General features: G+C 72.5%; 11 protein-coding genes, 1 tRNA gene and 1 pseudogene. 4 read left to right on the top strand and 9 right to left on the bottom strand.

All coding sequences use genetic code 11. The annotated features are described in order from the left end of the window. A partial coding sequence (locus GT045_RS36360) for a SelB C-terminal domain-containing protein (RefSeq protein WP_202529359.1) occupies window positions 1–492 on the top strand: 492 nt, incomplete at its 5' end. Window positions 493–607: 115 nt separating this feature from the next. On the opposite strand, the gene GT045_RS36355 is transcribed toward GT045_RS36360, so the two are convergent. The 4 genes from GT045_RS36355 to GT045_RS36340 are packed head-to-tail and all read right to left on the bottom strand — an operon-like array spanning window position 608 to window position 1,978. Continuing rightward, window positions 608–802, bottom strand: a complete 195-nt coding sequence (locus GT045_RS36355) for a hypothetical protein (protein WP_161336817.1) — start codon at window positions 800–802, stop codon at window positions 608–610. Then, a complete protein-coding gene (locus GT045_RS36350) occupies window positions 799–1,272 on the bottom strand; it encodes a hypothetical protein (protein ID WP_202529358.1) in 474 nt (157 codons plus the stop codon). The genes GT045_RS36355 and GT045_RS36350 overlap by 4 nt, the downstream gene beginning before the upstream one ends. After that, on the bottom strand, window positions 1,269–1,610 hold the full coding sequence (locus GT045_RS36345) for a hypothetical protein (protein WP_161292543.1): 342 nt from the start codon (window positions 1,608–1,610) through the stop codon (window positions 1,269–1,271). The genes GT045_RS36350 and GT045_RS36345 overlap by 4 nt, the downstream gene beginning before the upstream one ends. Beyond that, entirely contained in the window at window positions 1,607–1,978 is a 372-nt protein-coding gene (locus tag GT045_RS36340; protein WP_237539154.1) for a hypothetical protein, read from the bottom strand. Before GT045_RS36340 ends, GT045_RS36345 begins: the two co-directional genes overlap by 4 nt. Before the next feature lie 645 nt (window positions 1,979–2,623). Here GT045_RS36340 and GT045_RS36335 point away from each other — a divergent pair. After that, complete coding sequence (locus tag GT045_RS36335) at window positions 2,624–3,850, top strand: helix-turn-helix transcriptional regulator (RefSeq protein ID WP_161336816.1); 1,227 nt, start codon at window positions 2,624–2,626, stop codon at window positions 3,848–3,850. Here GT045_RS36335 and GT045_RS36330 read toward each other — a convergent pair. The 3 genes from GT045_RS36330 to GT045_RS36320 all read right to left on the bottom strand — a co-directional run bounded on the left by GT045_RS36330 (window position 3,831) and on the right by GT045_RS36320 (window position 5,323). Further along, entirely contained in the window at window positions 3,831–4,493 is a 663-nt protein-coding gene (locus GT045_RS36330) for an HAD family hydrolase (protein WP_202529357.1), read from the bottom strand. The two genes, GT045_RS36335 and GT045_RS36330, sit on opposite strands and share 20 nt — an antisense overlap. A 63-nt stretch (window positions 4,494–4,556) precedes the next feature. Beyond that, on the bottom strand, window positions 4,557–5,153 hold the full coding sequence (locus tag GT045_RS36325) for a hypothetical protein (RefSeq protein ID WP_161336815.1): 597 nt from the start codon (window positions 5,151–5,153) through the stop codon (window positions 4,557–4,559). Between the two features lie 77 nt (window positions 5,154–5,230). After that, a tRNA-Sec gene (locus tag GT045_RS36320) sits at window positions 5,231–5,323 on the bottom strand. A 37-nt stretch (window positions 5,324–5,360) separates the two neighbouring features. On the opposite strand from GT045_RS36320, the gene selD reads away from it, so the two are divergent. Next, window positions 5,361–6,374, top strand: a complete 1,014-nt coding sequence (gene selD, locus GT045_RS36315) for a selenide, water dikinase SelD (protein ID WP_161336814.1) — start codon at window positions 5,361–5,363, stop codon at window positions 6,372–6,374. 199 nt (window positions 6,375–6,573) lie between these two features. On the opposite strand, the gene fdh is transcribed toward selD, so the two are convergent. Then, on the bottom strand, window positions 6,574–9,843 hold the full coding sequence (fdh, locus tag GT045_RS36310) for a formate dehydrogenase (RefSeq protein WP_345942865.1): 3,270 nt from the start codon (window positions 9,841–9,843) through the stop codon (window positions 6,574–6,576). A gap of 217 nt (window positions 9,844–10,060) precedes the next feature. Here fdh and GT045_RS36300 point away from each other — a divergent pair, with 217 nt between their 5' ends. Further along, the gene (locus GT045_RS36300) at window positions 10,061–10,645 is read left to right on the top strand and encodes a DUF4232 domain-containing protein (protein WP_161294871.1); all 585 of its coding nucleotides are present in this window, start codon (window positions 10,061–10,063) and stop codon (window positions 10,643–10,645) included. 67 nt (window positions 10,646–10,712) lie between these two features. Here the strand turns inward: GT045_RS36300 and GT045_RS36295 are convergent. After that, window positions 10,713–10,954 (bottom strand): annotated as a pseudogene (locus tag GT045_RS36295) (polysulfide reductase); the annotation flags it as partial.

The raw sequence follows: 10,954 nt of genomic DNA, 5'->3' as shown, positions 1-10,954 counted from the left end.
CTGCCCGACCGCGCCCTGGTCGACGCGCTGGCCGCGGCACAGCCCCGGCTCCGCGCCCGCGACGGACGCCTGTACCCGGCGGACACACTGCGGCCGGTCCTGCCCGCACCCGTCGGTGCGGCCGTGGACGCGCTGCGCCGGGACCTCGCCCGGGCCCCCTTCCGCGCTCCCGAGGCCGGGCGGCTCGCCGAACTGGGGCTCGACCGCAAGGCGCTGGCCGCCGCGGCGTCCGCCGGAGCGCTGCTGCGGATCGCCGACCAGATCGTGCTGCTGCCCGGAGCGGACACCGAAGCCGCGGCCGTCCTGCGCGCCCTGCCCGGGCCGTTCACGCCGAGTGAAGCCCGGCGCGCGCTGGACACCACCCGCCGGGTGGCCGTACCGCTGCTGGAGTTCCTGGACGCCCGGGGGCTGACCGAACGCGTCGACGACCAGCGCCGCCGCTGCCGTACACAGGAGGGGAACGGAGACGCACGGGAATCGAACCCGACCTGACGGGGACGGCCGCCCCTCCCCACCGGACCCCGGACACCAGTCGCCACGCCTGGAGCCCGCCGGAGATCAAACCGTGCCCGGCGTGACGGCCGCCGGGCACGGGGCTTGCCAGCTCCTACTCGGTCCACCCGGTGCCGGTGGTGTCCGTGATGGACTGCCGGCCGGTGTAGTAGTCCTCGTGGCCCGTGTCGATGTGCGGTCGTCTGGTGCAGAAAGCATTGCTGTGCGGGTGGCGTAGGCCGCAGTAGCCCACCGCGCGCCGCGCCGACTGAGCGGCCGCTACCTTCCGTTCCGCCAGGCTCCGGGTCACTGGGGTGCTGCCTTCCTGGCCAGACACCGGAGGTGGGCGTAGCCGAGGTGCATACGGGATGTGCCCTCCCAGAGCAACGGGGCCACCAGCTCCGTAGGCCGTAGCGGGGCCGGGCAGATGGCGCACTCGTCCCTGACATCGATCGGCCCCACGGTCTGCTCGTGCAGGATCCGGCGGCCGTGCCCGACGTGGCAGGTATGCCGCTGCTGGCAGAATGCGCAGCCGTGGAAGTGGTCGTGCCAGTCGTACCAGGTGACGTACCAGGTCAGCCGTGCCAGGTAACAGGGCATGCAGCCCTCTCGGGGGAGCGAGGCCGACGGCTCCAGCTCCACGGTGGTGGCGTCAGCTGCACGTCCGCACCAGACGCACGCCTCGCCGGCCGTGGCAGCCGAGGTCAGGCGTAGCGGCACGTCGTACAGGCTGATGAGCCGGTGCAGGCGCGCCAGCTCTTCGGCGATCTGCACGGTCATCGTCGCAGCTCCAAGGCCAGGCGGCGCAGGCCGCGTTGCAGTTCGCACAGGGTCGGGTCGTCGGTGCACTGCTCACAGGTGCCCGGGTGGTGGCGGTAGGCGGCGAGGACGGCGCGCAGGGTGCAGGCGCGGCAGCCGCGTAGGAACAGCGTGGTGCCGTGGGGGCTCGGGTGCTCGCCGAGGTCCAGGGCGGTAGCGGTGGACAGCGGCTCGCCACCCCACAGGCACTCTGCCCCTCGCGCCCGCTCGGCGAGGAGCGCGCCGAGGTCCGGGAATTCGAGCGCGGGCAGCAGCCCGGGCGGCACGTCGGCTGGGGGACGGGTGCCGGCGGCCGTCACTCCGATCCCCCCTCGGAACGAAGGTCGGTGGAGGCCAGTGCTGCGGCGAGCACGGTGGGGTTCGTGAGGTAGCCGGTGCCGTCCGGGATCGACAGCCACCACAGGGAGCCGACGGAGTTGGTGACCGGCGGGCAGAGCAGCTCCCAGCCGGCCGGCCGCACGGTGACGCCGACGTCATCGAGTTCATCGACGGCGGCCCCGGCCGGCAGCAGCCACCATGCCCGCCGGGTGTCCAGGCAGGCGAGGACGGGCCCGCTGGGGTGGAGGTGCATCCAGCGGAGCGCTGCCAGGGTGTGGGAGGTCCGGGCCTCGGCGACGCGCCAGTGAGTGCCGGATCGGATGGCGACCGGCAGGCCGGCGGTCCACATGCGCTGCGCTGTGCCCGGGTCCGAGGTACATGCCCGCAGCCACTCCTGCCCTGCGCGTACCGGGGCGAGGGGAATGTGAGGGTTCGCAGCGGTCATCAGACTGGCTCCGCGCTGCTCGTCGCTGCGACAGCGTCCGCCAGTGCGGCGGACAGAGCGCTCGGGTCCGTGAGCCAACCGTCGGCGCCCGGGCAGATCCGCCAGTACGGGCCAGGCCCACCGGTGCGCCGGGCTGGCGGTAGCGGGACCGGCGCACCGGCCGGCAGCGCGTTCGTGTCCTCGGACTGCCACGATGAGGCGGCGCCAGCCGGGATGAAGAAGTACAAGGCGGGCACGGCCGGGTCCTCAACGACGGCGCCGGCGCGAGCGCCGAGGATCGTCATCGCCGCGAGGCCGACCTGGCGCGGTGCACGGACGTCGTCCCACTCGGCCGTATCGGGGGGCGGAGCAGTAGGCATCGGAGGCTCCTCGGCACAGTGCTGATCGGGTGCACTCCAGACTGGTCCTAGCCGTCCGCCGATCCGAGGACTTCAAGAGGTCTTTTCGCTGCCCAAGATAGGACTTTCGTTGCGCCTTGAGGGTGACTACTGGCCAACGTGCGGACTTAGCACGACACTTGCGTCAGCCCACAACGATGGAGGTGCAGCAGTGGCGCGTCCCGCAGGGAACACCCGCCTCAAGGCCGCTCGCCTGGCAGCCGGCTACCACTCCCAGCAGGCCCTGGCTGATGCCCTCGCGGTCGGCGTCCGACAGGTCCGCCGATGGGAATCGGACCAGCCTCCGATGCCGCAGCACGAGGTCGCCCAGGCGCTCACACGACTCTTGGGTCAGGACCTGGAATCGCTGGGTTTCACCACCCCTCCCGGCGCGCCCCCCGACCGTGGGCGCAGGACCGTGCTCGCCGCGACGGCCGCCGCCGTCGGCCTGGCCGCAGTCCCGACGCAGGCCCTCGCCATGCAGCCAGCCACCGCCGCCGAGGACTACCAGGCGGTCACTCGCTCGCACCGTCGCCTGTACTGGTCCGTCGCGCCGGCCACGCTGCACCCTGCTGCGCTCGCGCACGCCACACTCGGATGCGCGCTGCTCCCGGAGGCCGCTGGCCAGACGCGCCAGCGCATCGCAGCAGCCCTCGCGGAGACTTGGCTACTGGCCGGGCGCATCGAGTTCTTCGACCTGCGCGAGGCCGAGCGCGCGCAGCAGACGCTGCTCCGCGCGCTCCAGGCCGCGGGCGAGGCCGACGACGCGCTGCTCGGCGCGGCGATCCTGGCGCACAGCGCTTTCGGTCCGGCCTGGACGGGCGACCGTGAGGCAGCAGTGGAACGGATGGTGGCCGCGCGTACCTATGCTCGGCGCGGTCCGGCGTCCGCGGAGCTGCTCGCGTGGCTGGACGCGGTCGAGGCGGAGTGTGAGACCCGCTGTGGTCACACGCGGACGGCGCTGCACCTGATCGGCCATGCCGAGGACGTCCTCGCCCGCGGCGGCGAGCACCAGTCGCCCGACTGGCTGGACTGGTTCAGCCCGGTTCGGCTGGCCGCGTTCAAGGGCAACACCCAGCTGCGTGCCGGGCATCTGCCGCAGGCCCGGACCACGCTCCTCGGCGTCCTCGATGCGCTCGGCCCGGCTGAGGAGAAACAGCGCGCGGTAGTCCTCGGGGACCTGGCCGCAGTCGAGGCCGCGGCCGGCGCCCCGGAGGCCGCCTGTGGCTACGCGGTACGCGCGCTCGATCAGCTGGAGCGGACGTGGTACGCGATGGGCATGGATCGGGTGCGGGAGGTGCGGCGCGCGCTGGCGCCGCACCAGCATGAGGGCTGTGTCCGCGACCTGGATGACCGCCTGTACGGGTGGTCTACGACGGTCAGCGCGCTGGCTCGTTGAACCGCTGGATGAGCGGCGACAGTTCGAGGAGGCTCTCCACTCTGAAGGTGGGGAGCTTCTTCGCTTCCTCGGTGTTCCACTGGATCGTTGCCCACGGCCCGCGATGCACGAGCGCGGTGTGCATCCCCGCAGCGGCGGCCGGACGGATGTCGTTGTCGATGCGGTCGCCGACGTACAGCATCTCGTCCACATCGGCCGGGACGACCTCGGCGACACGGTCGAAGAACGCCCGGTCCGGCTTCGACGCTCCCCAGTCGTCTGAGGTGCCGATCATGTCCACATCGGGAGTGAACAGCTCACGCAGGATCCTCCCGGCCCGGGTCGTCTGGTTCCCGGCGATGCCCAGCCACAGGCCATCTGCACGGAGCGCGGCGAGCGCGTCTCGGACGTCCGGGTACAGGTCGGCCTCGCCGAAGTGCTCTGGTATCCCAGCCGCCGCTCGGGCCTCTCGTTCCTCGTACAGGTCGAACCCGGGGCGGAACTCCTGGAACACCTCGCGGTAGTCGCGGCCCTGGGCGATGACGGCGCCGAACATCGCGGCGAAGGTGTGGCGGGGTACGCCGAGCCAGTCGGCCCAGGTGCCGTACTCGGTCGTCTCGTCTACGAGGCATTCGCCCACGTCGAAGATCACAGCGCGAATCATGTGAGCAGGGTACCGAGACATGACGAAGCGGCCCCGCCCTCCGGAGGGAGGGCGGGGCCGCTGTCATGTGCCGATGTCGTGGAGGTAGGGCCGGACCTCGTCGGGCACCGGCTGCGGGGGCGGGTCCGCCTCGACCGATGCCTGCACGATGGCGCTGAGGAGCCCGTGGCGGTTGGCGATGCTCTTCGGTCTGGTTGCACGCCGCAGCCACGTCTCGGGGTCGTCCGGGTCGAGCTGGCCGGTCTCTTGCGCGCGCACCCAGTCCTGGACGTCGTCGGCGGTGATGCCGGCGATCGTGGCGGGCACGACCCGGCCGGACGGCTGCGTGTGCTGGATGATCGCGAAGTGGTTGTCGACGTCGCGCTTGTAGTCGCGGCGGGTGCGCTCGTCTGTCCCGGTGAGCCGGTCGACGTAGCGGTGCGCCCGGTCGACGAGCAGCATGTCGCCGTCGACCGTCGCCTCCTCCACGAAGCCCTTGCCCTTGTCCCAGCCCGCCGGCCACTGCTGGCCGTGCGCGTCGACCAGCTTCTTGAACTCCTCCGCCGCGGTCTCGTCGCCGAACTTCTCCATCTCCCAGGTGCCGCCGCGCCCGCCTTGGACCCAGCGGACCTGGTGGATCGCGGTGCCGTCTTTGCGCTCCCGCTTTCGGATGTTCGCCATGACGGCAGGGTGGGGGAGTGTCGATGCCAGCGTTAGGCCCGTGTTTGGCCGAGATTTACATCGGTACAGGTAGGGAACGGAGGCGGACGGGAATCGAACCCGCCTGCCCGAGATCCTCGGGCACCTCGGTTTTGAAGACCGGGAGGGCCACCAGGCACCCACACGCCTCCACCGCTCGCCAGGCTACCGCCCCAGGGGACCGCCGCCATGACATGCACACCGGCCCGACCGGCCTCCGTACGGCTCACCCAGTTCGCCCACGGCGGCGGCTGCGCCTGCAAGATCCCGCCCGGCGAACTGGAGGACGTGCTCGCCGCACTGACCGTGCCGCGGCTCACCGGCGGCGACACCCCGCTGCTCGTCGGCCTCGCCACCGGCGACGACGCGGCCGTGGTCACGCACCGGGGGACCGCCCTGGTGTGCACGGCCGACTTCTTCACCCCGGTCGTGGACGACCCCTACGACTGGGGCCGGATCGCCGCCGCCAACGCCCTGTCCGACGTGTACGCGATGGGCGGCCGCCCGGTGCTCGCCGTCAACCTGCTCGCCTGGCCCCGCGACCGGCTCCCGTTCGACCTCGCCCGCGAGGTGCTGCGCGGCGGACTGGACGTCGCCACACAGGCGGGCTGCCATGTCGGCGGCGGACACAGCGTCGACGACCCCGAACCCAAGTACGGCATGGCCGTGACCGGCATCGCCGACCCCGCGCGGCTGCTGCGCAACGACGCCGGCCGGGCGGGGCTGCCGCTGTCCCTGACCAAACCGCTGGGCCTCGGCGTCCTGAACAACCGCCACAAGGCCACCGGTGAACGGTTCGAGCACGCCGTCGCCACCATGGCCGCGCTGAACCGGGAGGCGTCCCGGGCCGCGCTGGACGCCGGTGCCGAGTGCGCCACCGACGTCACCGGCTTCGGCTTCCTCGGCCATCTGCACAAGCTGGCCCGCGCCTCCGGTGTGACCGCCGTCGTGGACACCGCCGCCGTGCCCTACCTGGAGGGCGCCCGGGAAGCCGTACGCGACGGATATGTCAGCGGCGGCACCCGGCGCAATCTGGAGTGGGTCACACCGTTCACCGACTTCGGGGACACCGACGCGGACACCCGGCTGCTCCTCGCCGACGCGCAGACCTCCGGCGGGCTGCTCGTCGCCGGGGAGGTGCCCGGAGCGCCGGTGGTGGGGGAGCTGGTCCCGCGCGGAACGCACTCCGTCGTGCTCCGCTAGACCGGCGCACGGCCGCGTACCCGAGCCCCTGCCCGGCCGGCACGGCGCACGGCGGGGCACGGCGCACGGCCGGGCGGTGCGCACGGTGAGGCACGGCGTACGGCCGGGCGGTGCGCACGGTCAGGCACGGCGCCCGGCCGGGCGAGGACTTGGCGGGGCACGGCGCACGGCCGGGCGCTCCGCCGGTGGGCGGCACCGCTCACGGTTCCGTCCCGGTGTGCTCGTCGATACCCGCCCGGATCCGGTACGCCCGCACCAGCGCCGCGCGCGCCGGGCCCCGCGGACGCCGCCCCGGCCGGACGTCCACCGCGAACGCCTTCGTCTCCTGGATGTGCGTGTTCGGATCGAGGGACAGATGCAGCAGCTCGTTGGCCGCGTCCCCGGTGCTGTAGCCGTTCGGGCCCCAGTGGTACGGCAGCCCCACCTGGTGCAGCCGGCGCCCCTGCACGGTCAGGGGGGTCATCCGGTCGGTGACCAGCACCCGCGCCTCGATCACGCCGCGCGCGCTGACGATCGTCGCCCACCCGGTGTGCGCCAGACCCCGTTCGGCGGCCAGCTCCGGCGACACCTCGCAGAAGAACTCCGGCTGCAGTTCCGCCAGGTACGGCTGCCAGCGGGACATGCCGCCCGCCGTGTGGTGCTCGGTGAGCCGGTAGGTGGTGGCGACGTACGGGAACACCCGGGAGCCGGGCTCGTCACCGCTCGGCTGGTAGCGGTTGTCCGGATGCGGTGACAGCAACTGCCGTACGGGGTTGCGCTGCTGCGCGTAGACGAGGTTCGGGAACGGGGAGTCCTGGGGCTCGTAGTGCGCGGGCAGTGGTCCGTCGGTGAGCCCGGACGGCACGTACAGCCACGCCTTGCCGTCGGCCTGCATGATGAACGGGTCCGTGCCGGACAGCGCCTCCGGCCCGGTCGCGTCCTCGGGCGGCTCGTGGTCCGGCGCCTTGTCCTTCTTGAAGTCGGGCACGTCGTGCCCCGTCCACTCACCGTTCTCCCCCTTCTCGGCGTCCCACCACACCAGCGCCTTGCGCTCGCTCCACGGCCTGCCCTCCGGGTCGGCGGACGCCCGGTTGTACAGGATGCGCCGGTTGGCCGGCCAGGCCCACGCCCACTCGGCCGCCACCCAGTCCTGCTCCCGGCCGGGCTTGCGGCGAGCCGCCTGGTTGACGCCGTCGGCGTAGACGCCGCAGTAGATCCAGCAGCCGCAGACCGTCGAGCCGTCGGGCCTCAGCTGCTCGTAGGAGGAGAGCGGCCGGCCCTCGGCGTCCCGGCCGTTGATCTCGGCGAGGACGGCCTCCGCGTCGGGCTCGGCGATGTCGCCCTTCGTCGGGTAGTCCCAGACCAGGTCGAGCACCGGCCGGTCCATCTCGTCGTCGGACCCGGCGAGGCGCTCTCTGATGATCCGGCCCAGGTGGTAGGTGAACCACAGGTCGCTGCGGGCGTCGCCGGGCGGCTCGACCGCCTGGTGGTGCCACTGGAGCATCCGCTGGGTGTTGGTGAAGCTGCCGTCCTTCTCGGTGTGCGCGGCGGCCGGCAGGAAGAACACCTCGGTGCCGATGTCCTCGGTGCGCAGCTCGCCCGTCTCGATCTCCGGGCCGTCCTTCCACCAGGTCGCCGACTCGATGAGCGAGAAGTCGCGGACGACCAGCCAGTCCAGGGCGGCCATGCCGAGCCGCATCAGCTTCGCGTTCGCGTTGCCCACGGCCGGGTTCTCACCGACCAGGAAGTAGCCCTTGCAGACGCCTTCCAGCTGGGCCATCGTCGTCTCGTACGTCGAGTGGGAGCCGGTCAGCCGGGGCAGGTAGTCGAAGCAGAAGTCGTTGTCGGCCGTCGCCGCGTCGCCCCAGTACGCCTTGAGCAGGCTCACCAGGTACGCGCGCATGTTGCCCCAGTAACCCTTGTGCGCGGCCTCGGCGTCGACGAACGCGGCCAGGTCCTGGTTCTGGTGCGCGTGCGGCATCGGGATGTAGCCGGGCAGCAGGTTGAACAGGGTGGGGATGTCCGTGGACCCCTGGATGGAGGCGTGCCCGCGCAGCGCCAGGATCCCGCCGCCCGGCCGGCCGATGTTGCCGAGCAGGGTCTGCAGGACCGAGGCCGCCCGGACGTTCTGCACCCCCACCGTGTGCTGGGTCCAGCCGACCGCGTAGGCGAAGGCCGTCGTCCGGTCGCGTCCGGAGTTCTCCGTGACCAGCTCGCAGACCTGCCGGAACAGATCCTGCGGCACCCCGCAGACCTGCTCGACCAGTTCGGGCGTGTAGCGGGCGTAGTGCCGTCTGAGCACCTGGAAGACGCAGCGCGGATGGGACAGCGTCTCGTCCCGCTCCGGTGTGCCCTCGCCGATCACCGCACCGCCGGCACCGTGCGACTCACCGCGTGCGGCCTCGGTCACCGAGCTGGGCTCGTCGCTGCGCCGCGCGTACTCCTGGTCGCGCTCACCGGAGACCGCCTGCATCTCGATGCCCCGGTACTGCCAGGCGGTGTTGTCGTAGCTACGGCTGTCGGTGTCCAGGCCGGAGAAGACACCGGCCAGGTCCTCGGTGTCCCGGAAGTCCTCCCGCAGGATCACCGGCGCGTTGGTGTAGGCCACGACGTACTCGCGGAAGTACTTCTCGTGCCGGAGCACGTGGTTGACGATGCCGCCGAGGAAGGCGATGTCCGTGCCCGCGCGCAGCGGGACGTGCACGTCGGCGAGCGCGCTGGTGCGGGTGAACCGCGGATCGACGTGGATCACCTTCGCCCCGCGGGCCTTGGCCTCCATCACCCACTGGAACCCGACCGGATGGCACTCGGCCATGTTCGAGCCCTCGATGACGATGCAGTCGGCGTTCTGCAGGTCCTGCTGGAAGGTGGTCGCACCACCGCGGCCGAACGAGGTTCCCAGACCGGGAACGGTGGAGGAGTGTCAAACGCGTGCCTGGTTCTCGATCTGGATCGCTCCCAGCGCGGTGAACAACTTCTTGATGAGGTAGTTCTCCTCGTTGTCGAGCGTGGCCCCGCCGAGGCTCGCGACACCCAGCGTGCGCCGCGTGCGGGTCCGGTCGACCTCCCACTGCCAGCCGGCCCGGCGGGCCGCGATCACCCGGTCGGCGATCATGCCCATCGCCGTGTCCAGATCGAGTCGCTCCCAGTCGGTGCCGTACGGGCGCCGGTAGAGGACCTGGTGCTCGCGAGCGCCCCCGGTGGTCAGCTGGAGGCTGGCCGCGCCCTTGGGGCACAGCCGCCCTCGCGATACGGGGGAGTCCGGGTCGCCCTCGATCTGGGTCACCCGGCCGTCCTGGACGTACACGTTCTGGCCGCAGCCCACCGCGCAGTACGGGCAGACCGACTTCACCACCCGGTCCGCCGTGGCCACCCTGGGCGTCAGCCGCTCGCTGCGCCCGCTCCGGGCGGCGGCACCCCGGCCGAGCGGATCGGTGCCGGTGAGCTGGCGGTACACCGGCCAGGAATCGATCCACGTGCGTACGCCCACGGCTCCTCCTCCCGCTCCCCCCGATTTTCCCGCACGCCCGCGACCCCGGCATCTCCTGCCGCGGACGGCCGGCGAGTACCCCCGCCGGGGGTGGCCGAACAGCACCGGTGGGGGCGGATCTCCTCGCTTCGCCGCGAACTTTTCCGCCGCCCCCCGCATCTCACCAGATGTGCAAGGCGAGCCCACGCGGCTCCGACCGAAGGGAAGAACGCTCATCATGACCCACCAGGACCAGACCCACACCACCGGGACCGCCGCCGTCCGCCGGTCCGGCCGGCGCCTCGCGCGGACGACGCTCGCCGTGACCGCCGCGGCCGGACTGGGCATCGCCGGTGCCGGGGTGGCCGGAGCCGCCGGGGCCGCGTCCGCGACACCCACCTGCTCGGTGTCGCAGCTCGGAGCCTCGTTCGGCGAGACCCTGGCCGGCGGCATGAACCACCAGGGCGTGGTGGTGAAGCTCAAGAACACCGGCACCCGCACCTGCCTGCTGCGGGGGTACCCGGGCCTCGGCCTGGAGAACGCCGCGCACCGGACGCTGCCCTCGACCACCCACTGGGGCGACACCTGGTACGCGAAGAGCCCCGCCAAGACCACCCTGACGCTCCGCAAGGGCCAGAGCGCGGAGGCGGTCATAGCGTGGACGCACGCCAACACCGGGACCTCCGACGCCGTCCACGCCTCCTACCTCCAGGTCACGCCGCCCGCGGCGACCAGCCACAAGACGCTCAAGTTCCCGGAGTGGGTCGACCACGGCGACCTGCGGGTCACCGCCCTCGCGTACCGGATCCACGTCACCCCCTGAGTCCGGCGGGCACGTGGGCCGCGACGGGCGCTCGCCCCACGCCGCGCCGAGCGCGGTGCGGGAGCGCCTAACGGCCCCGTGCCCTCAGGCGCTCCCGCTGGGGTGCGACGGTGTACACGGGGTCCTCGGCGGAGGCCACCCCGGCGTGGAAGACACCGAAGCGCAGGGCCGCGGACCCGGTGAGCAGCGCGGCCCCCGCCGCCAGGGCGAGGCGCCGGTCCCGCCCGCAGGACACGGCGAGGGCCGCGCCGCCCGCCGTCAGCAGCTCCGCGGCGCGCATCAGCCGACCCGCCCGGCCCTGCCCGAAGG

The sequence above is a fragment of the Streptomyces sp. SID486 genome (genome assembly GCF_009865385.1).
Classification (GTDB): domain Bacteria; phylum Actinomycetota; class Actinomycetes; order Streptomycetales; family Streptomycetaceae; genus Streptomyces.
The sequence above is the reverse complement of the archived record's forward strand: the minus strand, read 5'-3'. Positions and strand labels throughout refer to the sequence as shown.

What these genes read in the sequence shown, in the direction of transcription:
- GT045_RS36350 (WP_202529358.1), bottom strand. Translation starts at nt 1,272, where the DNA reads ATGACCGTGCAGATCGCCGAAGAGCTGGCGCGCCTGCACCGGCTCATC.
- GT045_RS36340 (WP_237539154.1), bottom strand. Translation starts at nt 1,978, where the DNA reads ATGTGGACCGCCGGCCTGCCGGTCGCCATCCGATCCGGCACTCACTGG.
- GT045_RS36325 (WP_161336815.1), bottom strand. Translation starts at nt 5,153, where the DNA reads ATGGCGAACATCCGAAAGCGGGAGCGCAAAGACGGCACCGCGATCCAC.
- selD (WP_161336814.1), top strand. Translation starts at nt 5,361, where the DNA reads ATGACATGCACACCGGCCCGACCGGCCTCCGTACGGCTCACCCAGTTC.
- GT045_RS36300 (WP_161294871.1), top strand. Translation starts at nt 10,061, where the DNA reads ATGACCCACCAGGACCAGACCCACACCACCGGGACCGCCGCCGTCCGC.
- GT045_RS36330 (WP_202529357.1), bottom strand. Translation starts at nt 4,493, where the DNA reads ATGATTCGCGCTGTGATCTTCGACGTGGGCGAATGCCTCGTAGACGAG.